General features: G+C 67.9%; 23 protein-coding genes. 2 read left to right on the top strand and 21 right to left on the bottom strand.

Annotated features, from left to right (window positions below; genetic code table 11):
* Window positions 1-88 precede the first annotated feature (88 nt).
* The 16 genes from AC1Q6P_RS05790 to AC1Q6P_RS05865 form a co-directional block, all read right to left on the bottom strand.
* On the bottom strand, window positions 89-301 hold the full coding sequence (locus AC1Q6P_RS05790) for a hypothetical protein (protein ID WP_492665747.1): 213 nt from the start codon (window positions 299-301) through the stop codon (window positions 89-91).
* A gap of 234 nt (window positions 302-535) precedes the next feature.
* On the bottom strand, window positions 536-952 hold the full coding sequence (locus AC1Q6P_RS05795) for a DUF2946 domain-containing protein (RefSeq protein WP_492665748.1): 417 nt from the start codon (window positions 950-952) through the stop codon (window positions 536-538).
* A 73-nt stretch (window positions 953-1,025) separates the two neighbouring features.
* Window positions 1,026-2,006, bottom strand: a complete 981-nt coding sequence (locus tag AC1Q6P_RS05800) for a hypothetical protein (RefSeq protein WP_492665749.1) — start codon at window positions 2,004-2,006, stop codon at window positions 1,026-1,028.
* 115 nt (window positions 2,007-2,121) lie between these two features.
* Window positions 2,122-2,637: a hypothetical protein gene (locus AC1Q6P_RS05805; RefSeq protein ID WP_492665750.1), complete on the bottom strand. Its 516-nt coding sequence runs from the start codon at window positions 2,635-2,637 to the stop codon at window positions 2,122-2,124.
* A 246-nt stretch (window positions 2,638-2,883) separates the two neighbouring features.
* The gene (locus AC1Q6P_RS05810) at window positions 2,884-3,255 is read right to left on the bottom strand and encodes a copper-binding protein (RefSeq protein WP_492665751.1); all 372 of its coding nucleotides are present in this window, start codon (window positions 3,253-3,255) and stop codon (window positions 2,884-2,886) included.
* Between the two features lie 49 nt (window positions 3,256-3,304).
* Window positions 3,305-4,750: a multicopper oxidase family protein gene (locus AC1Q6P_RS05815; protein WP_492665752.1), complete on the bottom strand. Its 1,446-nt coding sequence runs from the start codon at window positions 4,748-4,750 to the stop codon at window positions 3,305-3,307.
* Window positions 4,751-4,796: 46 nt separating this feature from the next.
* Window positions 4,797-6,206, bottom strand: coding sequence for a TolC family protein (locus AC1Q6P_RS05820; RefSeq protein WP_492665753.1), 1,410 nt, complete (start codon window positions 6,204-6,206; stop codon window positions 4,797-4,799).
* The gene (locus AC1Q6P_RS05825) at window positions 6,203-6,541 is read right to left on the bottom strand and encodes a hypothetical protein (RefSeq protein WP_492665754.1); all 339 of its coding nucleotides are present in this window, start codon (window positions 6,539-6,541) and stop codon (window positions 6,203-6,205) included. Before AC1Q6P_RS05825 ends, AC1Q6P_RS05820 begins: the two co-directional genes overlap by 4 nt.
* 106 nt (window positions 6,542-6,647) lie before the next feature.
* Window positions 6,648-7,061 carry a hypothetical protein gene (locus AC1Q6P_RS05830; RefSeq protein WP_492665755.1) on the bottom strand — a complete coding sequence of 138 codons (414 nt, stop codon included), beginning with the start codon at window positions 7,059-7,061 and terminating at the stop codon, window positions 6,648-6,650.
* Window positions 7,062-7,101: 40 nt separating this feature from the next.
* Window positions 7,102-8,220, bottom strand: a complete 1,119-nt coding sequence (locus AC1Q6P_RS05835) for a response regulator (protein WP_492665756.1) — start codon at window positions 8,218-8,220, stop codon at window positions 7,102-7,104.
* Window positions 8,221-8,264: 44 nt separating this feature from the next.
* A complete protein-coding gene (locus AC1Q6P_RS05840) occupies window positions 8,265-12,215 on the bottom strand; it encodes a response regulator (protein ID WP_492703087.1) in 3,951 nt (1,316 codons plus the stop codon).
* A 17-nt stretch (window positions 12,216-12,232) separates the two neighbouring features.
* Window positions 12,233-13,159, bottom strand: a complete 927-nt coding sequence (locus tag AC1Q6P_RS05845; RefSeq protein ID WP_492665758.1) for an ABC transporter substrate-binding protein — start codon at window positions 13,157-13,159, stop codon at window positions 12,233-12,235.
* Window positions 13,160-13,393: 234 nt separating this feature from the next.
* Complete coding sequence (locus AC1Q6P_RS05850) at window positions 13,394-14,515, bottom strand: diguanylate cyclase domain-containing protein (protein WP_492665759.1); 1,122 nt, start codon at window positions 14,513-14,515, stop codon at window positions 13,394-13,396.
* 208 nt (window positions 14,516-14,723) lie between these two features.
* On the bottom strand, window positions 14,724-15,656 hold the full coding sequence (locus tag AC1Q6P_RS05855; protein ID WP_492665760.1) for a class I SAM-dependent methyltransferase: 933 nt from the start codon (window positions 15,654-15,656) through the stop codon (window positions 14,724-14,726).
* 25 nt (window positions 15,657-15,681) lie between these two features.
* A complete protein-coding gene (locus AC1Q6P_RS05860) occupies window positions 15,682-16,047 on the bottom strand; it encodes a hypothetical protein (protein ID WP_492665761.1) in 366 nt (121 codons plus the stop codon).
* A 36-nt stretch (window positions 16,048-16,083) separates the two neighbouring features.
* On the bottom strand, window positions 16,084-16,266 hold the full coding sequence (locus AC1Q6P_RS05865) for a DUF2256 domain-containing protein (protein WP_171827384.1): 183 nt from the start codon (window positions 16,264-16,266) through the stop codon (window positions 16,084-16,086).
* A 229-nt stretch (window positions 16,267-16,495) separates the two neighbouring features.
* Here AC1Q6P_RS05865 and AC1Q6P_RS05870 point away from each other — a divergent pair, with 229 nt between their 5' ends.
* Complete coding sequence (locus AC1Q6P_RS05870; protein WP_492665762.1) at window positions 16,496-16,801, top strand: hypothetical protein; 306 nt, start codon at window positions 16,496-16,498, stop codon at window positions 16,799-16,801.
* A 53-nt stretch (window positions 16,802-16,854) separates the two neighbouring features.
* Here AC1Q6P_RS05870 and AC1Q6P_RS05875 read toward each other — a convergent pair whose 3' ends face one another.
* Together AC1Q6P_RS05875 and AC1Q6P_RS05880 are read right to left on the bottom strand one after the other, a co-directional pair.
* The gene (locus AC1Q6P_RS05875; RefSeq protein WP_492703089.1) at window positions 16,855-17,532 is read right to left on the bottom strand and encodes a DsbA family protein; all 678 of its coding nucleotides are present in this window, start codon (window positions 17,530-17,532) and stop codon (window positions 16,855-16,857) included.
* A complete protein-coding gene (locus tag AC1Q6P_RS05880) occupies window positions 17,526-18,428 on the bottom strand; it encodes an MBL fold metallo-hydrolase (protein WP_492665764.1) in 903 nt (300 codons plus the stop codon). The genes AC1Q6P_RS05875 and AC1Q6P_RS05880 overlap by 7 nt, the downstream gene beginning before the upstream one ends.
* 173 nt (window positions 18,429-18,601) lie before the next feature.
* Here AC1Q6P_RS05880 and AC1Q6P_RS05885 point away from each other — a divergent pair, with 173 nt between their 5' ends.
* The gene (locus AC1Q6P_RS05885) at window positions 18,602-19,513 is read left to right on the top strand and encodes a LysR family transcriptional regulator (RefSeq protein WP_492665765.1); all 912 of its coding nucleotides are present in this window, start codon (window positions 18,602-18,604) and stop codon (window positions 19,511-19,513) included.
* A 15-nt stretch (window positions 19,514-19,528) separates the two neighbouring features.
* On the opposite strand, the gene AC1Q6P_RS05890 is transcribed toward AC1Q6P_RS05885, so the two are convergent.
* From AC1Q6P_RS05890 to AC1Q6P_RS05900, 3 genes are all read right to left on the bottom strand, one after another.
* Window positions 19,529-19,927, bottom strand: a complete 399-nt coding sequence (locus AC1Q6P_RS05890) for a hypothetical protein (protein ID WP_492665766.1) — start codon at window positions 19,925-19,927, stop codon at window positions 19,529-19,531.
* A gap of 323 nt (window positions 19,928-20,250) precedes the next feature.
* Window positions 20,251-21,510 carry a sugar MFS transporter gene (locus tag AC1Q6P_RS05895; RefSeq protein WP_492665767.1) on the bottom strand — a complete coding sequence of 420 codons (1,260 nt, stop codon included), beginning with the start codon at window positions 21,508-21,510 and terminating at the stop codon, window positions 20,251-20,253.
* Between the two features lie 88 nt (window positions 21,511-21,598).
* Window positions 21,599-24,028, bottom strand: a complete 2,430-nt coding sequence (locus tag AC1Q6P_RS05900) for a GH92 family glycosyl hydrolase (protein WP_492665768.1) — start codon at window positions 24,026-24,028, stop codon at window positions 21,599-21,601.
* Window positions 24,029-24,100 lie beyond the last annotated feature (72 nt).

A 24,100-nucleotide genomic window follows, 5' to 3' on the forward strand; every position in this document is an offset into this window, starting at 1 on the left:
AAAAGGAAGGGGGAGAGAAAGAAACAAAAATGGGAACGCCAGGCGGAACGCGATGGGGCGCAGGAGGCGCGCCCCATCGCAACGGGGCTCAGCGTGAGCTGCTGGGGGCGCTGCAGAGGCAGGCATGCGGCACGATGGCCAATGCGGGCGCCTGCATGCGATCGAAGCGATCGGGGCGCGCCGCCCCGGTCAAGGTCAAAGCCGCAGCCGCGGCCGCGAGCAGCACGACGGCAAAACCCAGCATGGCCCACAGGGCCGCGCCCAACTCTTGCGCGTACGCATCGGCTGGCAGCTCGTTCATGGCTGGCCTCCGCTGAGCTGCACAAGCGCGTAGGCGATGCAGGCCAAGGCGGCCCCGACATTGAAATGCGTCATGGCGCGCAGGACGCGCTCGATCCAGGAAGACATGGAATCACTCCAGCGCAGCCGCGCTGAGCACCTGCAAAGAGCCCCCCGGCGGATGCGCGACACAAAGACAGAAATGGCGACCGCGGCAACGCGCGTCAGCGTCGCCACAGGCCGGCTGGCTGCGGTGTCAGGAGTTCAGAGGGGGCGCGCGCGGCTGGGCGCTGGCCCAGGCGAACAGGGTTCGCGGCGCGCGGAGAAAGAGCGCCGGGACGGCATCTCCCAGGCTCAGCAGGGCCGGCTCGGCCATGGCCGGCGGCGGCAGGCCCAGGCCATCGCTGTGGATGGCGCAGTAGGGGCAATGCTTGTAGGTGTGGACGGGCGCGGTCTCGTGCCCGGGCCCAGCGGCCTGCGTGTCATCTGCGGCCGCGCCGCTGTCCAGGCGCACCAGCTTGGCACCGGTGACCGAGCAGATTTCCACCCAAACATCGCCCGCCGCACGCGAGACCAAGGCGTGCGACAGCGTCGGCGCGAGCGCGCTCATCAGGATCGCCAGGCAGGCGAACCAGGAGATGAAGCGACGGATGCGGGCCGAAGGAAAACGCATGCAGGCATTCTAGGTGCGCGGACAAGCGGACGCGCCGCCGTGCAACGCCGCCCTTGCGACAGGCGCCCGAGCTTCAGCGTGGATATGCCGCGGCGCAGGCCTGGGCGCGCGCCAGTCCGCCCCAGGCCTCGAAGCGCTCGCGTGCTGCGGCGTCGATGCGATCGGGCGTCAGCCAGGGATCGGCCGCATTGCGGCTGCCCGGGAAGATCAGCACCACGGTGGGCGGCACGGTCCAGGCCTTGCCCTTGAACGCGCCCTTGCCGCGAAGCTCCTGGTAGTTGAGCGGCGGCTCGGTCTTGCCGAGCAGCTTGCCGTTCAGCGCCACCGAGCCCTCGCCCAGCTGGTCCGAGGGGCCGGAATCCCCGACCACGGCGAACACCGGGCTCATGGCATCGCGCCGCAGCGCCACCACCAAATCGCCGATGCGGGCACCGCGCTGCGCGAACTCGGAAGGCTGGCCGCGCTTCGGGCCCTTGGGCAGCACCAGGGCCGGCGTCACCAATGCATCGGCGTATGCCGTGAGGTCACAGGCATCGCTGACACCCGGCTTGCGCAAGGCCGTGGCCGAGACCAGAAAGCCATCGACCTCGGGGCAGGGCTTGCCATTCCGGAGCGGGATGATGTCGGCCGAGAGCTTGCTGCGCTTCCACATCTCGGCCGGCCAGCCCTGGGCCGCGGCCTGCTGCACCAGCTCGCGGCGCGCTTGCAGGCCGCCCTTGTCCAGGCCGGCGCAGGCGTCGCTCATGGCATTGCAGAGGTTGTTGAGCGCCACCCGCTCGCCCCAGAAATCGCTGACGCTGTAGCTGCGGCGGGTGCCGTCGGTGTTGACGTTGAGGCCGTCGATGAACATCAGCGCCTGGTTCTGCGCATCGGCCCAGACGGCGGTGCGGCCGCCCTTGGCATTGCCGTCCTTCTGCTCAAACGCAGGCGACATGCCGCAATCGACGGCGGCTTGCGTCCAGCCTGGCACGGCAAGTGCGGCGGTGAATGCGGCGACGAGCGCGCCGCGCTGGGCCATCGTCCAAGTCCTGCTGTCGATCCGAAATGCACGCATGATGGCCCGATCTCCAAAGGCCGAGACATTTCGGCCCGGCGATTGTGGGCCGGCAACAGCGCGCCAGCCAGCCTGTGGCGGACTTCAAGCTGGGGGCTTGTGCCGCCCCGATGGATCAGTGCAGGTCGAGGGCAAACGTCGTGTCGCGCAGGCGAAAACCTTGCTGCCAAAGCGCTTGCAGCGCCAGGCGCTGGGCCGCTTGCTGGAGCTGCGCCGGGCGCTGGCCCGGGCGGGCCCACAGGGGCTCGCTCAGCCATTGCACAGCCCCGCCCTGCTGGCGCAGCAGGGCCAGGCGCCAGGCTTGTTGCAGGCCGCGGCTGCGGCCTTCATCGGCCAGCACGCCAATCCAGTCACCGGCCTTGAGGCCCAGGGCCGCACGCAGAACCTGCGCCGCGCTGGCGCCACGCGGCAGCGTGGCCAGGTGCTCGCCCGTGGGGCTGAGCAAGTGCTGCTGTTGCTGTTGCTGCGCGGCCGGCGCCGGCTGGGCGGTGAACGAGAGGGTGGCAGGCTGAGGCGCAGGGCTGGTGTCGGGCACCAAATGGCGCAGGCTGGGCTGCGTTGTGCGAACGGCGCTGAGGTGGCCGGCGGCGCGGCGGGTCAGCCAACGGTCGAAAGAAGCGAGACCTTGCATGATGAATGAAAAACTCCGAGAGCCCTGACACCGGCAGTTGCCGGCCCGGGGCATCTCGGAGCCGCAACGCTTTAGCCGTATTTGTTAGCCCGCCCGCAAGTAGTTGGTAAATCGGCGGTGACGCTCTGTTTCCAGCGCGTCGGAGCATATTCTAGCCGCAGTCGCGCGCGGGCCGGAAGGCAGAAATGCGCAGCTTTTTCAAACGCTGAGCGATCTGCGCCCGCGCGCACGGAAGGCTCGGCGGGTTCAGGGCGCCGGCTCCAGCGCCGTCACCACCAGGCCGCCGGCCTGCATCTCGACCCGAAAGCGCAGGCGCTCGCCGACCTTGCGGCCCTCCAGCAGGCGCGCATCGCGCAGACGAAACACCATGGTCATGGGCGGCATGTCGAGATGGGCGATCTCTTCATGCTTGAGCGTGATCTTGCCGCCGGCGGCGTCGATCTTGCGCAGCTCGCCCAGGGTCCAGGGCGCCGGGGCCGTGGGGCCCGAGGCGGCCGCAGCAGCCGGTGCATGGGCCGCATGGTCCATGGCCAGGGCCGCCGGGGCGGTGATGGAAAAGGCCAGCAAGGCTGCAGCCGGGACAGCGTGGCGCGCGGTGCGCGAGGGATTGAATTTCATGAGGGGTCTCGAAAAAGGGTTGTGATGAGGTTTTCGGCAGGTGCCGGGCTCAATGCCCGCTGTGCCCACCATGGCCTCCGCCCTGGGGCTTGCGCGCGCGCAGCTCGGTCGGGACAGTGCCCGAGGCGGGCGCCGCCTGCTGGCGCGGCATGGACTGGCCGCCCTCGGCGGCAAAGCGGGCCGGCGTCGGCAGGGGCGCGCCGGTCCACTCGAAAGCGCGACTGCCCTTGGGCTGGGCGTACCAGCCGGGGTCGCTGTAGTCGCCCGGCTTCTGGTCCTTGCGCACCTTGAGGATGGAGAACATGCCGCCCATCTCGACACCGCCAAACGGCCCCTGCCCCGTCATCATGGGCAAGGTGTTGTCGGGCAGGGGCATTTCCATCTCGGCCATATCGGCCATGCCGCGCTCGCCCATGACCATGTACTCGGGCACCAGGCGCCGGATCTTCTGCGCCAGGCCGCTGTGATCCACGCCGATCAGGTTGGGCAGGCCATGGCCCATGGCATTCATGGTGTGGTGGCTCTTGTGGCAATGAAAAGCCCAATCACCCGGCTCATCGGCCAGGAACTCGATCTGGCGCATCTGGCCGACGGCGATGTCGGTGGTCACCTCGGGCCAGCGCGCGCTGCGCGGCACCGGGCCGCCATCGGTGCCGGTGACGCTGAACTCATGGCCATGCAGATGGATGGGATGGTTGGTCATGGTCAGGTTGCCGACGCGGATGCGCACCCGGTCGCCCTGGCGCACATGGAGCGAATCGATGCCGGGGAAGACCCGGCTGTTCCAGCACCAGAGGTTGAAGTCCAGCATGGTGCTGGGCCTCGGCGTGGCGGCGCCGGGCTCGATGTCGAAGGCATTGAGCAAAAAGCAGAAGTCGCGGTCCACCGTGTCGATCTGCGGGTGGCGGCCGCGCGGATGGGTGATCCACAAACCCATCATGCCCATGGCCATCTGCGTCATCTCGTCGGCATGGGGGTGGTACATGAAGGTGCCAGGCCGGCGCGCCTCGAATTCGTAGACAAAGGTCTTGCCCGGCTGGATGGCTGGCTGGGTCAGGCCCGAGACGCCGTCCATGCCATTGGGCAGGCGCTGGCCATGCCAGTGCACGCTGGTGTGCTCGGGCAGGCGGTTGGTGACGAAGATGCGCACACGGTCGCCTTCCACCACCTCGATGGTCGGGCCCGGCGACTGGCCGTTGTAGCCCCAGAGATGGGCTTTCATGCCGGGCGCCAGCTCGCGCAGCACCGGCTCGGCCACCAGATGAAACTCCTTCACGCCCTGGTTCATGCGCCAGGGCAAGGTCCAGCCGTTGAGGGTGAGCACTGGTTGATAAGGCCGGCCATTGGGCGGCAGCAAGGGCGGGGCCGTCGTGGCCGAGGTTTGCAGCACAGGCTCGGGCAAGGCGGCCATGGCCACACGGCTGACCGCCGTGGCCGAGACCGCCGCGCCCAGGGCACCGGCGCTGCGGACAAACAAATCGCGTCGAGACACCATGGTCGGGACTCCGTTGGAATTTTCAGTAAGGATGGACGGGGCAGGCTCAGTGCGCAGCAGGCGCGAGGCCGCTGGACACAGGGCTTTCGCCCACGGCCACGGCCGAGCTGGGGCCCAGCAAGGCCTGATCCAGCGCCGCCTGTGCCAGCCAGAAATCACGCTGGGCCGCCAGCGCGGCATTGACGGCCGCAATCTGCGCCCGCGCGTCGGCCAGCAGCTCGAAGACGCTGATGAACATGCCGTTGTAGCGCAGCAGGTTTTCCTCCGAGATGCGGCGCACGATCGGCAGCAGCTCGTCGCGGTGGTGGCGCGCGATGTCGTAGCTGCTGCGCCAGAGCAGCTCGGCCTCGCGCACTTCGGAGCGGGCCTGGATGGCGGTCTGCGCCGCCTGGTGCACGCTTTGTAGGTACAACGCTTCGGCATGCGCCTGGCGGGCCTCACCCCAGTCGAAGAGCGGGATCTCGAAGTGCAGCTCCGTGCCGGTTTGCAGCGGAGCTTCGTTGCTGCTGCTGCGCATGACGCCCAATTCCAGCGCATTGATGAAGTGGCTGATGCGGCTCAGGCCCAGGCTGCGCGCCGTGGCCTCGGTCTGGGCACGCGCGGCCTGCACATCGAGGCGCTGGGCCAGCGCCTGCTGCTCCAGCCCGGCCCGTTCGGGCAAGCCATCCGGCAGATCGGGCAGTTGCGTGGGCAGACGCAGGCGCGCCAGCGGCTCGCCCCACAGGCCCAGCAGGCGGGCCAGGCGCTCGCGCTGCTGCAGGCGCTGCTGCTCGGCCCGGGCCAGGCCCAGGGCGGCCTCGGCGGCAAAGCCTTGCTCACGCGCCAGCTGCAGGCGGTTCCAGTTGCCGGCACCGACCATGCGACGGCCCAGCTCGGCGCCGGCCTCGGCGGCCTCCAGCACATCGCGCTGGTAGCGCAGGGCCTGCTCGGCCGCCACCGCGCTCACCCAGGCGCGGCGGGTGTCGGCCGCCAGCGCCAGCAGGGCCAGGCCGGTGCGCTGCTGCAGGGCGCGCAAGCGCCGGGCCTCGATCTCGCGCACCTGCGGCAGCGCCAGCAGCTGGCCCAGGTTCAGGCCCAGGCCCAGCTCGCGTTCACGCTCATCGCCGCGGCGCAGGCGGGCGATGCTGAAGCCCGGATTGGCCAGCCGCCCGGCCTGGGCGCGTTCGGCCTCACCCAGGCCCAGCTCCTGCAAGCTGGCTTGCAGGCCGCGGTTGTTGAGCAAGGCGAGCTGCACCGCGGCGTCCATGGTCAGCGGCGCGGCCAGCAAGACCTCGACCTGGGCATCGACACGGGCCTGGTCGGCCGCGGCGCGGGTGAGCTGCAAGGGCTGGCCGCTCTGCTGCTGGGCCAGCTCGCGCAAAGGGGCGTAGGCGGCCTCGGGGTCCAGGCTTGCGCAGCCGCTCAGGGCGGCCGCGGCGGCCAGCAGCAGGCCACCGGAGAAGCGAGGGGGCCTCATGGTCGGGCTCCCGCGGAGGCAGCAGCGCTGGCGGCTGCTGGCGGGGCCACGGTTGCCGCGGGCGGCAAGCCCTGCCGGGCATAGGCACGCCAGCCGCCGACGCGGCGCACCTGTTCGTTGAGGGCGGGCCAGTCACCGGCGCTGGGCTCGTCGAGCGCGCGCGCCGGCGGCAGCACGGGGCGGTAGACCAGCGGCGGCACAGCGGCCTGCGGGTTCAAGGGCGCCAGCAGATCGGCAGCCCGATCTGCAGCGCGATCTGCAGCCAGGGCGGGCTGGGCGGGCGAGAACGCGGCCAGCAGCAAGCCGGCCAGCGGGGCAAACAAAAAGGGTTTCATGCGACAGGTCTCGCAGCGTGAATCGAATCGAAACGAACAGTGCTGCCGGTCCCGCGACGCGGCATCCAGGCACAGCGTCAGGCGGGCGGCAGCGGCCGAAACAGATTCAGGCGAGCCGGGGCGGGCGGTCGAGGCCGCCGGTCAACATGCGCTCACGTGCCGCCGCGGGCGCACTCACGGGCATCGAGGCCAGGGCCGGCAGGCGCAAGCTGGGCAGGCTGGGCAAGAGGGCCGGCGCGTGGCAGCAGGCGGACGCCGCGCAGGCGCTGCAGCCGGTGTCCGAGCCTGAGTTCGCGTCCGCAGAGGCGCCGTCATGAACCCCGGCCTCTTCGGCCGGTGCCATCTCGTGACAGGGAGGCACGGCCTCCGATGCGGCCTTCATGGACGGGGCTTCCGTGACCACCGCCACCGTCATGGGCAAGGCCGCCATGCCGCACTGGCTCAGGCCCGCCAGCGCTTGCAAGGGCAAGGCCAGGGCCAGCAGTGCGGCGACAACGGCGCGCCAGAAAACGGTGTTCATGCGCCCAGTGTAAGCCGGCCCGCGAGGCCTTGGCTGCGCCTCAGCCCCCCTCCTCGGCCTCCGGATCCGCATAGCGCGCAGCGATATGGCGGAATTCCTCCTGCACCGCCATGAAGGCGTCCACCACATCGGGGTCGAAATGGCGGCCGCGGCCCTCGGCAATGATGCTCAGTGCGGTCTCGTGGCTGAAGGCTGGCTTGTAGACGCGGCGGCTGATCAAGGCGTCGTAGACATCGGCCAGGGCCATCAGCCGGGCCGAGGTGGGAATGGCCTCGCCGCTCAGGCCCTGGGGATAGCCGCTGCCGTCCCATTTCTCCTGATGCGAAAGCGCAATCTCCTTGGCGAAGCGCAGGAACGGCGCCTCATGGCCCAGTCCCTGCTCAGCCCGGGCGATCGCTTCGAAACCCAGGGTGGTGTGGGTCTTCATGATCTCGAACTCGGCCTCGTTGAGCTTGCCCGGCTTGAGCAGGATGCGGTCCGGAATGCCGACCTTGCCGATGTCGTGCATGGGTGCCGACTTGAACAGCAGGTGGATGTTTTCCGGCGTCAACAGGGCGGCAAAGCGCGGGTGGGTCTGCAGTTGCCGCGCAAGGCATTGCACATAGTGCTGGGTGCGGCGCAGGTGGTTGCCGGTTTCGTTGTCACGCGTTTCGCCGAGCGAGGCCATGGCCAGCACCACGACGTCCTGCAAAGCCTCGATCTCCTGGGTGCGGCGCGACACCTCGGCGGCCAAATAGTCGCTCTGGTTGCGTAAAAAATCAGTGGCCGCCTTGAGCGCCAGGTGCGTGCGGATGCGAGCGCGGACGATGGGCGGGCTGATGGGCTTGGTGATGTAGTCCACTGCGCCCAGCGACAGGCCCTGGGTCTCGTCATCCACCTCGGTCTTGGCAGTCAGGAAGATCACCGGAATGGCGGCCGAACGTGGTTCGGCCTTGAGGCGACGGCAGACCTCGTAGCCGTCCATACCGGGCATCATCACATCGAGCAGGATCAGATCTGGCAGTTGCGCGCCCTGGGTCAGATGCAGGCAGCGCTCGCCACTGTTGGCCACGGTCACGCGGTACTCGTCCTTGAGCAGACCGAACATCAGCTCCAGGTTGTCAGGCGTGTCGTCCACAACCAGGATCGTGGCTTTGGGGAGGGTGGGAATGCTGATCACGCTGAGAGCCCTTCCTGATCCGACTTGCGACCTGCAGTCTTGCTTCAAGCAGCGGGGTCAGCCGCTCTGCCACCAAGCAGGCCATACCGCTGCAACAGCGCTTGCAAGATGGGCGCCACCCGATCGAAGTTGAACTGCCGCAATTCGCGCGCGAAAACCTCGAAGCCTGCGCCCAGAGCCGCCTGCCACAAAGTGTCGTATTCGGCCAGCAAGGCCAGCGCCTCGGGGTCACCATCCTGCAACTGTTGCAGCAACACGGGGCCGTGGGCCCGCAGCTCATGCAACTGGCCTTGACTCAGGCCCGGCCCGTCGGTGCTCTGCGTCACAGGCGCACTGGCGCTCGTCCGCAGACTGGGCATGGCCGCCTGCAAACCCTCCAGGAGTTGCTCCATGCCCTGCTCCAGAGCGAGCAACAGGGCTTGCAGCTCAGCGTCACGGGACAGGTCCATCTCCTCGCGTTGGCGCAGCGCATGCTCCAGCAGCTCGGCACGCTGCTGCACGTCGACCGCACCCAAGTTGCCGGCCACGCCCTTGAGGGTGTGGGCCAGCATGCGCGCCGACTGGCCGTCGGCGGCCTGCAGCTGCCGCCGGATCTCGGCCGGCGCCTTGCCCTGCCCTTGCACAAACTTCGCCAGCAGCGATTGGTACAGCGCCAGCTTCTGACCCGTGCGGCTCAAGCCCAAGGCGGCCTGCAAGCCATGCACGGCGCGCAAGGCCTGCAGATCAAGCGGATCCGGCTCTGCCAGCCGCTGCTGCGGCGGCGCGTCATGGGGCTGCGATTGGGCGGTTCCGCGTCCTCCCGGCTGAATCCAGCGGGCCACCATTTGGTACAGCAGATCCGGCTCGACCGGCTTGGCCAGAAAATCATTCATGCCCGCGTCGAGGCAGGTCTGACGGTCCGCAGCCATGACGTTGGCCGTCATCGCCACCACGGGCAGATCGGCCAGGCCGGGCATGGCGCGCAGCGCCCGCGTGGCCTCGGGCCCATCCAGGCGCGGCATATTCATGTCCATCAACACCAGCGCATACGTCTGGGCTTGAAGCGCCTGCAAGGCCTGCTCACCATCGTCGCAGCAATCGACCTCCAGGCCAGCCTCGCGCAACAGCTCGGCAGCAATCTGAAGATTGATTTCGTTGTCATCCACCAGCAGCACCCGCGCGCCGCGCAGCTCAGCCAGGCGGGCTGCCGCCGGGCTTTCGCTCCAGCCCGCGCTGCGCTCGACCGATTTACGCTCGCCACCACTGAGCAGCAACATCAGGTTGTCGAGCAGCACCGATGCATTGATGGGCTTGACGATCACGGCATCGAAGCGCTCCTTGCGCGCCTGCTGCAACACCTCCTCGCGGCCAAAGCCGGTGACCAGCATCAGATGCGGCGCCCTGCCGCGCTGCTCGGCCCGCATGCGGCGTCCGGTCTCCAGGCCATCGAGCCCGGGCATCTGCCAGTCCAGCATGACCACTTCGTACGGCTGCGCCTGGTCTTCGGCCGCCGCCACTGCCGCCAAGGCCTCGCCACCGCTGGCTACGGCGTCCACCTGCAGACCAAAACCATCCAAGACCTCTCGAAGCACCGTGCGGGCACTGTCGTTGTCATCCACCACCAGAACGCGCCGCCCCTGCAGATCGACGGGCGAGGCCTCCAGCGGCAAGGCTTGCTGGCCCTTGCCCAGCACCGTGGTGAACCAGAAAGTTGAGCCCTGGCCGGGTTCACTCTCAACGCCGACCTCGCCGCCCATCATGTCTACCAGCTTGCGCACGATGGCCAGGCCCAGGCCGGTACCTCCGAACTGCCGACTGATCGAACTGTCGGCCTGCTGGAAGCTCTGGAACAAGCCTCCGATCTGCGCCGGGGTCATGCCAATTCCGGTGTCGCGAACCTCGAACCTCAGCAACACCTCGTCACTGCTCTCGCGCAGCTTGCGCACCTGCACGGCCACCTCGCCCTGCGCCGTGAACTTGACGGCGTTGTTGCCGTAATTGATCAGCACCTGACCCAGGCGCAAGGGGTCGCCGACCAGCTGATCGGGCACGTCGCGGGCGACATCGAAGATCAGCTCCAGCCCCTTGTTCGCCGCCTTCTCGGCGATCAGATTGGCAAAGTTGCTGAGCACCGCGCTGAGCTGGAACTCGATGCGCTCCAGGTTGAGCTTGTTGGCCTCGATCTTGGAGTAATCGAGGATGTCATTGAGGATGCCCAGCAAGTGGTGGGACGACAACTGGATCTTGCCCAGATAGTCTCGCTGCTTGCTGTCCAGCTCGGTCTTGAGCACCAGATGGGTCATGCCGATGATGGCATTCATCGGTGTGCGGATTTCGTGGCTCATATTGGCCAGGAAAGTGCTCTTGGCGCTGTTGGCCAGCTCGGCTTGCTCCTTGGCCTGACGCAGGGCCTCGGCACTGGCATGTTCGGCGCTGACATCTTCGAAGATGGCCAGCACGCCCTCACGGCCATCACCCAGACTGAAGCGCTTGCCGGCGATGCGAGCCCAGAACAGCTGCCCGTCCTTGCGCACCATCTGTATCTCGTAGTGATGCAAGCTGTCCGCGGCCAGGGCCTGATAGACCTCGCGACCACTGTGTTCAAAATCGTCCTCGCTGGCATAGAGCGCGCGTGTGGACTGACCGATCAGTTCGCCCGGCTCCCATGCGAAGATCTCTTCAAAACGCCGGTTGCAGCGCAGCATGCGGCGCTCGCTGACCAGCACGATGCCGACCGAGGCGGTTTCGAAAATGGCCTCCAGCTCCTGCGATGCCAGGCGCAGCCGGCTCTGCTCTGCCTCCAGCGCGGCTGCAGTCTCTTGCAACCGGGCCGTGCGCTGCGCGACCAGGCCTTCCAGCTCGGTGTTGAACGCGCGAATCTCATCTTCAGCCTGCTGCCGCTCGGTGACATCACGCAAGATGACAGTGAACAAGCGTTCACCCTTGACGGTCATGTGAGAAATCGAAGCGTCTGCCGGGAACTCCTGGCCATCGAATCGCCGGCCGTAGACCACCGTCAATCGACCCATCGCTCGCGCACTCTGGCCACTGATGGCAAAGGCATCCATCTGCGCGCCGTGGCCCGCACGGAACCGCTCTGGCAAGAGCTCATCAATCGCGAGACCGATCAGCTCATGCTCCTCGCAGCGAAACAGCCGTGCAGCAGCCGCATTGCACAAGGTGATGCGATGCTCGGCGTCCACCGTGATGATGGCATCCATGGCCGTGTTGAAGATGGCTGCAAGGCGAGCACGACCGTCTTCCAGTTCCTGTCGCGCCTCGCGGATGCGCTCGGTCATGGTGTTGAAACTCTGAGCCAGACGCATGACCTCGCGCGAGCCAGCTTCCGGCACCGGCTGTTTGATGTCACCACTCTCCGAAAACTGCAATGCCGCCTCTTCCAGGCGCGCCAAAGGCTGAATCACACGTCGGTGCAGGAGCCAGGCCAACAGCAGCATCAAGCCGACCGACACGCCCAGCTGCGGCCAGAAGCGCCGCATGGCCTGGTACTTCATGTGGGCGTACTCATGGCTGAGCTGATACTCCAGCCAGATCACGCCACGGCCGAGATCGCGCAACTGGTTCGCGTCACGCCCCGAAGCAAAGGGCTGCATGACCGACACCCGCAAACCATCCGCCGACACGGCCAGATCAGGCCGACGGCTGTCCACCACACGCTGAAAGCGAACTGCGTCAAAGCCGGGCAAGGTCTGGCTGGCCGGCCGGTCTTGCCAAGCCAGACGATGAGCCAGGCGAACCATGCCGGAGGCATCGACCAGAGCCAACTGCGCGATGCGCGGCTCTGCCGACTCCACGGACAGATCGGAGGCCACATGGTCGGGTCGATCGATCCAGTCTTGTTCAGCCGCACGGGCCAAAGCCTCGGCCCGCTGGATGGCATCCTGCCGAGCCCGCTCCAGCGCCGCTTCGCGCCCGCGCAAAACCGCATCGGCAAAGGCCAGCACCAGCGCCAGCACCAAGACCACCAGCACCGCCAGCGGCAGCGTGATACGCAAAGAGCTGCTGAGCCGGGTCATGACGCCGGCAAGCCTCGCAGATCCACCAAGGACTGCAGGTCGAGTGGTTTGGCCAGCAAACCCTGCTGCTGCATCACCGTCATCAGGCTGCGTCCCGCCTGTTGCACCAAGCCGCCTGCACTGAGCAGGCGACGGTTCTCGACCAGATCAGGCAACTGCATGCCACGATAGGCACTGCTCACCTGTTCCGGCGGCAACTGCAGCCGCGCGGCCAGCAGGGGAAAGGCCCGCGCCGGTTCCTTGCGGAAAAACGCCAGCGCCGCGAAATGCGCGTCGATCAAGCGGCGCAAGGCCTGACCGTTCTGTTCAAACACAGCGCCCTTCGCTGCCAGGACATCGATGATGCGCCCGGGAATGGCACTGCTGTCAAACAGGCGCAGGGCCCCCAACTGCTCCAGACGCGTGGCCCAGGGTTCGGCACTGATCACCGCATCGACCGCACCGCTGAGGTACACATCAACACTGCGGCCCAGCGTCATGCTCACCTTGTGCACCTGGTCGATGCGCAGCCGCGCGGCATCCAGCACAGCGCCCAGCATCACCGCCCCCGTGGCGCTGTCTTCCACGCCGATGCGCAGACCCTTCAAGGCGCTGAGCTGATCGACACCGGGCCGGACCATGAGCACGTCAACCCCGGCCGACTGATCCAGCACGAGAGCCACACGCAGATCGACACCATCGGCGCGTGCCGTGAGCAGCTCATCGAGGGTCAGTGCGGCGGCCTCCAACTGACCCGTGGCCAGGGCGCGCAAGACATCGGTGTTGGAGCGCAGCTCCACCAGACGCAGCAGGCGCTCGTCCAGCAGCCCCATCTCGCGTGCCAGAAACAAGAGCTCATAGCCTGGGAAGACGATGCTGCCCACCCGCAGCGGCGGCTGCGGCGCGCGGCAGGCGCTCAAAGGCAGGCCCAAGCTTCCAGCCAACACCGCAGCGCCGGCCCATCGCAGACTCTGGCGCCGCTCCGCCTTCGGAACAAGGGGCACCGCGGAGCGGGAGCCATTCGCAAGGGCGCGGAGCAGGGGCATGCAGGGCATCCTCTCAAGCAAGTTGGGCTGAGGCTCGTTCAACTATACGAGCAGGCGAGGATCCAATCCCAAGGAAAAACCGGGCTGTGGTGCCGAGGATTCACGTCGTGTGCAATCCGTGTAGACCGGCGGCTAGCCTTGCGAGAAAAACCGATAGCGCCCCTTGCCTTCCCGTTTGGCGCGGTACATGGCGGCATCGGCCTTGCGGCGCAGCTCGGCGCCGCTGTCGGCATCGTCGGGGAAGCCGGCAATGCCCACGCTGGCGCCCACCTGCAGCACCCGGCCTTCGATCGGGCAAGGCTGGGACACGGCCGCGATCAGGCTCTGCGCCACCTTGGCCGCCGCGCCCAGCTCGCTCATGGCCGGCAGGATGACCAGGAACTCATCGCCACCGATGCGCGCCACCGTGTCCTGGGCCCGCAGGCAGGCACGCATGCGCTGCGCCACTTCGCGCAGCACCTGGTCGCCGACCGGGTGGCCGTGGTTGTCGTTGATGGCCTTGAAACCATCCAGGTCGACGAACAGCACGGCCAGTTTGCCGCCGCTGCGCCGCGCCTGGTGCATGGCCACGCCGATGCGGTCTTCGACCAGGCGCATCGAGGGCAGACCGGTCAGCTGGTCATGTGTGGCGCTGCGTTCGATCACCTGACGCTGCGCCTCCAGCTCCCCCAGCAGATCGAGCAGGGCGGCGTTCTGCGCCCCGACCGCGCGGATGATGAAGTACACAAAGATCAGACTGACGAAGATCAAGCTCAGCCAGGCCGATGGCAGGGTTTGGTAGCGCTCCAGATTGATGGACGCTTGCAACCAGCCGCCGACATGGCCGGCACCCGCCACCGACAGCACCAACACCAAGCTGAAAGCCAGCAACAAGGTGATGCGCACCGAGTGAACGATGCCGGCGATCAGGCAGCTCAGCACCAGCCAGAAGATGCTGGACGCGGCAATGCCGAAGCTGAACACCCCCGACACCCCCACCACCCAGCACAGGCCGATGAACAGGCCCGACAAGGCGGTTTCAGACAGCCGTTTGCGCCAGTAATACACAGCCAGCACGCAGGCACCGAGCAGGATGTGCAGCCAGTAGACCGGCAACCAGCCCGTGCCCAGGCTGCGCATCACCGACAACGGCATGCCGATGCCGGCGATCACCAGCAGGCCGCCCCACAGGCGCTCCAGAAACGTGCGCTTGATCGCAGTCAGGCGCGCGGCCAGGCTGGGCGTTTCGCCCTGCAGGCTGTCTTTGCCCCTCATACCGTCAGGCACAGCGCCAGCGCGCCACGCCCCCCGAGGCGGCTCGAGGCGCAGGCGCCCACACAACACAGGGGCTCGCAGGGCGAGGCCACAAGAAGCGCGGGCCGAAGCCGGCGCGGACAGGAAAGCAAGGCTGGCAAGATCAAGGAACCCGGGAGACGGGCCGGTTCGGTCAGGATGGGCGCGGCGATGGTAGCAGCGGCAGGTGTCAGGCCGGCGCCTGGTAGACCAGCACCTTGAGCGCCCGCTCGTCCGAGATATCGGCAAAAGCGGGCGGATTCTCAAGCCGGCGCAGAAAGCGCAGGTCCGGCGCCAGCTCGGCCATCTGATCCTGCAAAAAAGCCATGCCCAGCTTGGGCGTGTTCAGGCAGAGCAAGACCTGGCCCCCAGGCGTGAGCAGATCGGGCAGGCGGTGCATCAGGCGGGCGTAGTCCTTGGTGGCCACGAAGCTGCCTTTTTGGTAGCTGGGCGGGTCCAGGATGATCAGCGGATACGGGCCGGCGCGGCCGATCTTGCCCCAGGAGTTGAAGATGTCGTGGGCCAGAAAGCTGGCGCCGCTGCTGAGGCCGTTGAGCGCATGGTTGCGCCGGCCGGTGGCCAGGGCACCGTCGCTCATGTCCACATTGATCACCTGGCCGGCCCCGGCACGCAAGGCCACCACCGAGAAGGCACAGGTGTAGGCAAACAGATTGAGCACCTTGAGGCGCTCGGGCTGAGGCTGTGCGGCCACCTGCTCGGCCAACCAGCGCCGGCCCTCGGCCATGTCCAGAAACAGGCCGTGGTTCTGGCCCTTGAGCACATGGACCAGGTAGCGCAAGCCGCCTTCGCTGACCACATGGGGCTCGGGCACCTGGCCGGCCATCAGCCGGGTTTCCAGCTGGCCCTCTGCCCGGCATTGGTAGACCCAGTTCAGCGCCTGCCCGGGCGCGATCTCGGCCAGGCGTCGGGCCAGGGCCTCATGCACGGCGGCCAGCTGGTCCTCACCGGCCGGCGCGAAACTGGTCAGCACAAAGACGGGCGGAAAGGCATCGAGCGACCATTGCTCGCATCCGGGGAACAGGCCGCCGCGGCCATGGAAGAGGCGTTGGGCCTCGCTGGGCAGAGAAGCCATCTGGGCGATGGCGTGGAGAAGCGCTTGCATGGGCGGCATTCTCGCCGCCCGGGAGTCAGTCCTTCGCTGGCGCGGCGACAGGAGCGGAGGCCGCGGCGTCCGGCAAGGGGTAGGCATCGGCCACATAGGCCGGCCCCTTCATCACCCGCACGACAAAGCAGCCGGTGGCCACAGCCATCCACAAGCTCCAGTGCAGCAACAGCCAGCCCAGCAGGCCGTACATCCACAGGCCCAGAGCCCGCTCGGCCGGGCCCGCCGGCGCATCGACCGAGGACCAGGTGGCCAGCCACAAAGCGCCCAGGGCCAGCAGTGGCAGAGCCGTGCCCCAGAACAGCAGGGCCGGCAGGCGGCGCCAGATGCGCTGCTCCAGGCCGGGCGCGGCCTTGTGAAAACCTGGGAGCTTCTGGAACAAGCGGGACATGGTGAACGCGCCTTTCGCTCGGGCTGGCCGCCTGACTCAGCCCGCTTTGGCGGGGCTGCGTCGGCAGCGCTCGGAACAGTACTTGACCTCGGCCCAGTTCTTGGCCCAGCTGCGGCGCCAGCTCATGGGCCGGCCGCAGGCCAGGCAGGGCTTGGACGGCAGGCTGGCCTTGTTGCCGCGAAAAGAACCCGGCGCCTCGCTGCGTGACTTTTCCTTCATGCCGGCACGATACGCCAAAGCCAGAGCGGACTTGTGACCGGGGTCAAAAGCCGCAGCAAAGCGCGCTGAGGCCCGGTGGCGCATGGGAAAAGGCCGCATGGCATCTGTGACGAAACGCACAGACCGCATGAGCCGCGCGGACTATCGTTGCCTCCATCGTCAGCACGGGCATGGCCTCCAGGCACGGCCCCTCCCCTCGCGCAGACACACCGTCCAGGAAAGCAGCACCATGAAGCTCTCGTTCAGCTCAGACACCCAGTTCGCTCCCTGCGAAACCGAAGCCTGGCGCTGCCCTTGCTGCAACAGCGGCGTGCACCGTGTCAGCCGCCGCACCCTGGACCGGATCTGGAGCTGGCTGGTGCCATCCTGGCGCTACCGCTGCCGCGACCGGCAATGCGGCTGGGAAGGGCGGGTCGCCCTGAGCCGGCTCAGCGAGCGCCAGCGCCACGCCCACGAGCGCAACCCCTACCGGCACCGCAGCTCCGAGCTGCCGCGCCGGGCGCGCCTCGGGCAGCTGGCGCGCGGCTGGCACTGACCCCGTTTTCCCTGACCCCGTTTTCCCTGACCCCGTTCCCCGGCGCAAGCCCGTCAGGCCTGAGCCAACCCCAGCTCGACCAGCAGCTCCGAGAACTCACCGTACAGCGCCTGGCCGCGGATCACGCGGCGACCCTCCGGCGTTTCGCACACCAGGGCCGGCACGCCGTGCAAGCCCAGCTCGCGCATCAGGGCCTGGCTCTGCGCGCGGCGCTGCGCCTCCAGCGCCAGCAGTTCGGCATCGGCCGCCTGCAGCCGCTCGGCCGCGGCGCGCAGGCCCTGTGCGTGCAGCAAGTCGATCAGCGGCGGCCGCGCGGTGACGTCCAGGCCCTCGACATATCGGGCCTGCTGGATGTGGCGCAAAGCCTCCAGCTCGCGCTCGGGCGCCGTCAGGGCCACGGCACTCAGGGCCAGATAGGCCGGGCCGGCATCGAAGCTGGCGCCGATCTGGCCCAGCACCTCCCGGCGGTAGCGCTCGCTGAAGCGCTGGCCAGTGAGTTGCTCGATGCGCACATCGTTGGCCCAGGCGTAGTCGGCAAAGCCGGCGTCCATGCGGCGCGCCCCGGCACCGCTGAACAGGCCCGTGGGCGCCAAACTCAGGCCGGGGCCGGGCTGCTCCTGCAGGTAGGCAGCCAGGCGCTCGATCTGGGGCGCGGCGCCGTAGCACCAGCCGCACAGGGGGTCGAACAGATAGTGCAGGCTCAGGCCCGAGGCTGCGCCGCGGCTCACCATTTCATTTCACCGGTATTGACCTTGGCGCCGATGTCCAGGGACAGCGCGCCCTCGCTGAGGTTGGGGTAGGCCTTCTTCATGGCTGCGATCAGATCGGCGCTCTGGGTGTGGGCGGCCAGGTTCTTCTCGAAGCTCAGCAGATAGTCCTTGGTGAAGCGGATGGCGCTGGCATCCAGCGGGGTGCCGGCCGCCATATGACCGGGCACCACCTGGGCCGGCTTCAGGGCGGCCATCTCGTCCAGCTGGGCCACCCAGGCGGCGCGCTCGGCGACGCTTTGGGTGTCGGCCGTCCAGACATGCATCTGGCCGACCACGGCGATATTGCCGACGATGGCCCTGATGGACGGGATCCAGGCGTAGGGGCGGTGCGCCAGCAGGCCTTGTGTGCCGCGGATTTCGATGGTCTGGCCGTCCAAGGTCAAGGTGTTGCCCTCGATGGCACGCGGCAGCACCGGTTGGCTCGGCGCATTGGCGCCCATCTTGGGGCCCCAGAAGGCCAGCTTGCCGGCCATCTTGGGCGCCAGCTTGGCCAGCACGGCGGGGGTGCTCAGCACCTCGGCCTGCGGAAAGATCTGCTTCAGGGTCTCGACGCCGAAGTAGTAGTCCGGGTCGGCCTGGCTGACGTAGATGGTGCGCAGCGTGCGGCCGCTGTCCAGCACCTGGGCGGCGATGCGCAGGGCGTCGGCGCGGGTGAAGCCGGCGTCGATGACCATGGCCTCTTTCTCGCCGTAGATCAGGGTCGAATTGACGTTGAAGCTGCGGCTGTCGGCGTTGTAGACCTTGAGGCTCAGAGCCGGGGCGGTGGCCAGGCTCGCCTCGCTAGCCTGGGCCAGCGAGGCGCTGGCGCCCAGGCTCAGGGCGGTGGCGGTGGCCCAAACGGTGCTGCGGAAGTTCATGGTGGGTTCTCCAATCGGTGGCGGCCGGGGCCGCGGGGTTCTGAGGTTCAGCGAAAGCGGCGGAGGACCGGGTTGGGCCCGGGCCTCTACGCGATGAAACGAACTTTAATTTCGCAAACCGATCAGATAAACCACCTAAACTTCACATCACTGTTTCACGTTTCGAGCAAATCATGGATCGACTGCGCGCCATGCAGGTGTTTGTGGAGGTGGTGAACACCGGCAGCTTCAGCGCCGCGGCCGAGAGGCTGGAGATGTCGCGCGCCATGGTCACCCGCCATGTGGCGGCGCTGGAAGAGTGGCTGGAAGCGCGTCTGCTGCAGCGCACCACGCGCAGCCTGACCCTGACCGATGCGGGCGAACACTGCCTGCGCCGCAGCCAGCAGATGCTGGCCCTGCAGCAGGATGTGGAAGAGGAAACCAGCGGCCTCGGCGACGGGCCGGACGGCCGCGGCGGCCAGCTGCGCGGCCAGCTACGCCTGACCTGCAGCATGTCTTTTGCCTACGCCCAGCTGGCGGCGGCGATGGTGGACTTTCTGCGTCTGCACCCCCTGCTCAAGATCGATCTCAATGCCAGCGAGGGCGCACTCAATCTGGTCGAGGCGCGCATCGACCTGGCCATCCGCATCAGCGCCGAGCCCGACCCGGCCTTGATCGGCCGGCGCCTGGCGCCCTGCGCCTCGGTGCTGGTGGCCTCGCCCGACTACCTTGCCCGCCAGGGCGAACCGCAGCAGCCCGCCGATCTGGAGCGCCACCTGTGCCTGAGCTACGCCAATTTCGGCCGCAGCACCTGGCTGCTCAGCCGCGGCGAGGAACGCAGCGCCGTGACCTTGCGCAGCCATTTCAGCGCCAACGAAGCCACCTCGCTGCTGCAGGCCGCCCTGGCCGGCGGCGGCCTGGCCTTGCAGCCGCGCTATCTGGCCAACCCGCACCTGGCCAGCGGCCGGCTGCGCGAGGTGCTGCCGGACTGGTCGCCCCCCGAGATGGGCATTTACGCGCTCTACCCCTCGCGCCGCCACCTCTCGCCGGCGGTACGGGCCTTGCTGGACTTTCTGGTGGCGCGCTTCGAAGCCGTGCCCTGGTGAAGCGCTGCGCCGGATTCAGCGCTTGTCGGCTTTGGCGCTGAAGCTGTCCGCAAAACGCAGGTTCAGGGCATAGCGCTGCGGCCGACCGCCCTGGCAATCGAGGCTGGACACGGCGATGCGCACGGGGCTGTGATAACGCCGAGGTCCCTGGACCGAGAGCGCACGCGCGCGGCCCTGGGCATCGACTTCAAACTCGGCGCTCAAATCCGCCTCGCGGCCGATGCGTTGCTGGCTGCTGGCCAGCAGCTCGGCCAGCTGCTCCTGCACTGCCGGGCAGACCGACGGGCGGCCGCTCTGCGCCGCCTGCTCGGGCGTCAGTGCCGAGGCTTGGGCGCTGGGCGCCCCGCACAAGCCAGCTGCAGAGAGCATGAGCGCGCCGAGAGCGGCACGGAGGGTGGGTGACTTCAACAACATGATGCGTACTCCAGGACGACGCCCCAGCGCGGCCGAACGACAGCCAGGCAGCGCACCGGGGGAGCATCAAGTTACGCAGAGCATCGGTGCGCGTCAGCCGGCACGAGACAGAGCTCGCAAATCCGCGGATCAAGCGGCAAATCTCGGGGACAGTCGGTCAGGCCACCAAGGTCGTCCGTGCCGCGCCTGGTGGGTCGAAAGTCATGCAGTCACGCCGCGCAAAAAAGAAAGCCGCCGACGCGGTGCCCCGCGCGGCGGCTTCTTCTTCTTTGCTCCAGCTCGGGGTGATGTTCGCTCACCCTGGCCGGCTCAGTGCGTACGCCTCACTTGGTCGCGTACATGGACGCGTACTTGGCGCCGAAGTAGAGGATGAAAGCGTAGCAGGCGGCGGGCAGCAGGAAGGAGGTCTGCACGCCCATGGCATCGGCCATGGCGCCCTGCGCAAACGGCACCAGGGCACCGCCGACGATGGCCATGCAGAGGATGCCCGAGCCCTGGCCGGTGTGCTTGCCCAGGCCGTTCAGCGCCATGCTGAAGATGGTGGGGAACATGATGGAGTTGCACAGGCCCACGGCCAGGATGGCCCACATGGCCACACTGCCCTTGCCGAACACGGCCGCCAGCACCAGGGCGATGGCCGCCAGCGAGTTGAAAGCCAGGGTCTTGCCCGGGCTGACCGTGCGCATCACCGCAAAGCCGATGAAGCGGCCGATCATGGCGCCGCCCCAGTAGACGCTGACGTAATGCGCGGCGTCGCCATGCGAGAGGCCGGCGATATGCGATTCACCGAGGAAGTTGACCAGGAAGCTGCCGATGCTGACCTCGGCACCCACGTACAGAAAGATGCCGATGGCACCCAGCACCAGGTGGCGATGCGACCAGGCCGAAGAAGCCTTGTCTTCCGCGCCGGTGCTGACCGTTTCGCTGTCGCTGATCTGCGGCAGCTTGGCGGCCCAGAACAGCACGGCCAGCAAGGCCAGGGCCGCTGCCAGACCCAGGTAGGGGCCGCGCACCGTGGCCGCATCGGCCGCCGTGCCCACGGCCGACAGGATCAACAGGCCGCCAACCGCCGGGCCGATGGTGGTGCCGAGCGAGTTGAAGGCCTGCGTCAGGGTCAGGCGGCTGGACGCCGTGCGGGCCGGGCCGAGCACGGTGACGTAGGGGTTGGCCGCCACCTGCAGCACGGTGATGCCCGAGGCCAGCACGAAGAAGGCAAACAGGAACAGGCCGTAACCGCTGGACGCCGCCGGGTAGAACAACGCGCAGCCGCAGGCCGCGATCAAAAGGCCGGCGACCGCGCCTTTTTGGTAACCGATGCGCCGGATCAGCGCGCCTGCCGGCAGCGAAACGATGAAGTAGGCCCCGAAGAAGCAGAACTGCACCAGCATGGCCTGCACATAGCTCAAGGTGTAGATGGCCTTGAGGTGGGGAATGAGCACATCGTTGAGCGAGGTGATCAGACCCCACATGAAAAACAGCAGGGTGACGATGACCAGGGCGCTGGTGTGCTGCCCGGGCTCGGCGCCGCTGCCTCCCTGGATGTCCGCCGCCTGAGGCGCGCTGTGGTGTGCCATGTTTGCCATTGAATCTGTCTCCTGTTGTGGGTCTTGTCGGGTGTGGCTTGTGGTGTGGATCGCTGCGGGCTCCGAGCGCCAGGCTAGGAGCCGGGGCTCAGGGCTTGAGCCCTGCTGGCGCTTTGGGCAAATCGCGGGCGCGCGTGCCCCAACCTTGTGGGTCGGGCTGCGGGCTCAGCTTGAAGCTCAGGGTAGCACCCGACTGCAGCGCTTCCCATGAGAGCCATACCGGATGGTGTGCGCCACCCGCCCATGTGACGGCCTCGACAAAGCGGCGCTCGCCCGGCTTCGCCTCCGGCGCTTCGATGCGCAGGGTGCGGCCGGTGCCCAGGTCGATCTCGGCGCGGGCGAAGCGCGGCGCATGCAGCAGGAAGCGGCCGCTGCCCGGCATGTCGGGGTAAAGCCCCAGGGCGCTGAACAGATACCAAGCCGACATGGTGCCCAGATCGTCATTGCCGGTCACGCCGTTGGGCGCGTTGCCGAACAGGGTCTCGGCGGCGCGCAGCACGGTGGCCGTCTTCCAGGGCTGGCCGATCAGGGTGTAGACCCAGGGCGCATGCAGATCGGGCTCATTGTTCGGGTTGTAGCGAAACTGGCTGTAATAGCTGTACGGCCCCACCACCCAGGACTTGCGCACCGCGGCCGCCGGGTCGGCGAGCAGGGCCTCGTAGTCAAAGAAGTGATCCAGTCGCTGCGCCGCCCCCGCCGGGCCGCCCATGGCCGACACCAGGCCGGGGATGTCCTGCGGCACCAGCCATTGGTACTGCCAGGCCGTGCCCTCGTGGAAGCCGCGCTCGGAGCGTGGGTCATAGCCGCCGTTCAGCTCGGTGAACCAGCTGCCGTCCGCGCGGCGCGGGCGCGGAAAGCCACGTTGGCCGGTGGGCGTATCCAGCACGCGCTCGTCCCAGATGCGGCGCCAGTTCAGGGCGCGCTGGGCCAGCACCTGGGCATCCTGTTTGTGGCCCAGGGCCTGGGCCATCTCGGCCAGGGCGCCATCGGCCAGGGCGTATTCCAGCGTGGACGAGGCGCCGTGGTGCGGGTCCACATCCATGCCCTTGGAGACAAAGCCGCGGTCGTACTGGACGAAACCCTGCTTCAGATAGCTGGGGTTGCCCGCCCGCCCCTGCGCGCGAATGCCGTGCGGCGGCACGCCAAAGGCGTTCTCGCGCAGGGCGGCGTAGGCCTCGCGCTCGCGGCCCTTGAGCGCGCCCAGGCGCCACAGGTCCACCAGGAAAGGCGTCACCGGGTCACCCGTCATGATGTTGGTCTCGAAATTGGCATAGCCCCAGCGCGGCAGCCAGCCGCCCTGCTCGCGGATCTTCAGCACCGAGTAGGCGATGTCGCGAGCACGCTCCGGCCGCAGCAGGGCCAGGAGCTGGTTCTGCGTGCGGTAGGTGTCCCAGAGCGAGAAGAACTCGTAGTAGGTCCAGTCCTTGCCTTGATGCTTGGCGGTGTGGATCGCATCGTCATAGCCGCGGTAGCGCCCGTCGGCATCGCTGCCGGTCAGGGGCTGCAGAAGCGAGTGGTAGAGCGCGGTGTAGAACACGGTGCGGTCGTCCACGCTGCCGCCTTCGATGCGCACGCTGCTCAGCTCACGATGCCAGTTGGCCTCGGCCTTGGCGCGCATGGCGTCGAAGCTCAGCGGCTCGCCGCCTGGGGCCAGGCCCTCGGCGCGCAGATTGATGCGGGCGCCTTCGGCATCGACATGCGAGATGGCGCTGACCGCGGTCACCGCCGACTTGCCGCCTTGCAGATCAAAGCTCAGCCAGGCGCCGTGCGGGCGCGCTTCGCCCTGGTGGCTGGGGCCTTTGGCGCCCGGCCAGGCGCCGGCGCCGTCCCAGATGCCATGTGCCACAAAAGGCCGGTCAAAGACCATGCGGAACCAGGTCGTGTACTGGGCGCCGCCGCAAAAGCTCTTGGTCGTGATCTTGCCTTCGATGCTGCGCTGGTCGCCCCCCACGCGCAGCTCGCTGCCGACCACCGAGTGCTTCTCGTTGGCTTGGCCCAGATTGACCAGCACATGGCCGATGGGGGCTCCAGCGGCAAAGCTATAGCGCTCGGCCGCCGCGCGGGTCAGAGCCGTGGCTTCGGCGGTGATGCCGCCGTAGCTGGTCAGCTGCACCTTGTAGTAACCGGCCTGGCCCACTTCGCCCGCATGTGTGTACTCGGCCGCGTAGCGCTTGTGGTCGAAGCTGCCGACCTTGGCCGTGTCGAAATCACCGCCCGGAGCAATGCGCCCCGTGACCGGCAACACCGACAGCTGCCCGCCTTGCTCCCAGCAGCCCGCGCCGGACAGATAGGAGTGGCCGAAGCCGCGGATGCGCGTGTCGTTGTAGCGCCAACCGGCGTAATGCTCGCCGGTCGGGCTGACCTGGATCATGCCGAAGGGCGCGGATGCACCGGGGAAGGTGTTGCCGTCGTCCTGGGTGCCGATGAAGGTGTTGACGGGGGTGGGGTTGGGTGCCGCGGCGTGCAGCGGGGCCAGGGGCCATGCGAACACACCCAGCAGACCCAACAGGCGGAGCATGCTCAAAGGCCAGGCTTTGCTGCGGACGGCGACTGGGTACGTCCACTCCATGTCCCCCGGCCGCTCCGCGGC

It is taken from the genome of Roseateles sp. GW835-FHT13E02, from assembly GCF_058794035.1.

Excerpts from the sequence above, each read along its gene's own strand:
- AC1Q6P_RS05790 (WP_492665747.1), bottom strand. The coding sequence starts at position 301 with ATGAACGAGCTGCCAGCCGATGCGTACGCGCAAGAGTTGGGCGCGGCC.
- AC1Q6P_RS05795 (WP_492665748.1), bottom strand. The coding sequence starts at position 952 with ATGCGTTTTCCTTCGGCCCGCATCCGTCGCTTCATCTCCTGGTTCGCC.
- AC1Q6P_RS05800 (WP_492665749.1), bottom strand. The coding sequence starts at position 2,006 with ATGCGTGCATTTCGGATCGACAGCAGGACTTGGACGATGGCCCAGCGC.
- AC1Q6P_RS05805 (WP_492665750.1), bottom strand. The coding sequence starts at position 2,637 with ATGCAAGGTCTCGCTTCTTTCGACCGTTGGCTGACCCGCCGCGCCGCC.
- AC1Q6P_RS05810 (WP_492665751.1), bottom strand. The coding sequence starts at position 3,255 with ATGAAATTCAATCCCTCGCGCACCGCGCGCCACGCTGTCCCGGCTGCA.
- AC1Q6P_RS05815 (WP_492665752.1), bottom strand. The coding sequence starts at position 4,750 with ATGGTGTCTCGACGCGATTTGTTTGTCCGCAGCGCCGGTGCCCTGGGC.
- AC1Q6P_RS05820 (WP_492665753.1), bottom strand. The coding sequence starts at position 6,206 with ATGAGGCCCCCTCGCTTCTCCGGTGGCCTGCTGCTGGCCGCCGCGGCC.
- AC1Q6P_RS05825 (WP_492665754.1), bottom strand. The coding sequence starts at position 6,541 with ATGAAACCCTTTTTGTTTGCCCCGCTGGCCGGCTTGCTGCTGGCCGCG.
- AC1Q6P_RS05830 (WP_492665755.1), bottom strand. The coding sequence starts at position 7,061 with ATGAACACCGTTTTCTGGCGCGCCGTTGTCGCCGCACTGCTGGCCCTG.
- AC1Q6P_RS05850 (WP_492665759.1), bottom strand. The coding sequence starts at position 14,515 with ATGAGGGGCAAAGACAGCCTGCAGGGCGAAACGCCCAGCCTGGCCGCG.
- AC1Q6P_RS05855 (WP_492665760.1), bottom strand. The coding sequence starts at position 15,656 with ATGCAAGCGCTTCTCCACGCCATCGCCCAGATGGCTTCTCTGCCCAGC.
- AC1Q6P_RS05860 (WP_492665761.1), bottom strand. The coding sequence starts at position 16,047 with ATGTCCCGCTTGTTCCAGAAGCTCCCAGGTTTTCACAAGGCCGCGCCC.
- AC1Q6P_RS05865 (WP_171827384.1), bottom strand. The coding sequence starts at position 16,266 with ATGAAGGAAAAGTCACGCAGCGAGGCGCCGGGTTCTTTTCGCGGCAAC.
- AC1Q6P_RS05870 (WP_492665762.1), top strand. The coding sequence starts at position 16,496 with ATGAAGCTCTCGTTCAGCTCAGACACCCAGTTCGCTCCCTGCGAAACC.
- AC1Q6P_RS05875 (WP_492703089.1), bottom strand. The coding sequence starts at position 17,532 with ATGGTGAGCCGCGGCGCAGCCTCGGGCCTGAGCCTGCACTATCTGTTC.
- AC1Q6P_RS05880 (WP_492665764.1), bottom strand. The coding sequence starts at position 18,428 with ATGAACTTCCGCAGCACCGTTTGGGCCACCGCCACCGCCCTGAGCCTG.
- AC1Q6P_RS05885 (WP_492665765.1), top strand. The coding sequence starts at position 18,602 with ATGGATCGACTGCGCGCCATGCAGGTGTTTGTGGAGGTGGTGAACACC.
- AC1Q6P_RS05890 (WP_492665766.1), bottom strand. The coding sequence starts at position 19,927 with ATGTTGTTGAAGTCACCCACCCTCCGTGCCGCTCTCGGCGCGCTCATG.
- AC1Q6P_RS05895 (WP_492665767.1), bottom strand. The coding sequence starts at position 21,510 with ATGGCAAACATGGCACACCACAGCGCGCCTCAGGCGGCGGACATCCAG.
- AC1Q6P_RS05900 (WP_492665768.1), bottom strand. The coding sequence starts at position 24,028 with ATGCTCCGCCTGTTGGGTCTGCTGGGTGTGTTCGCATGGCCCCTGGCC.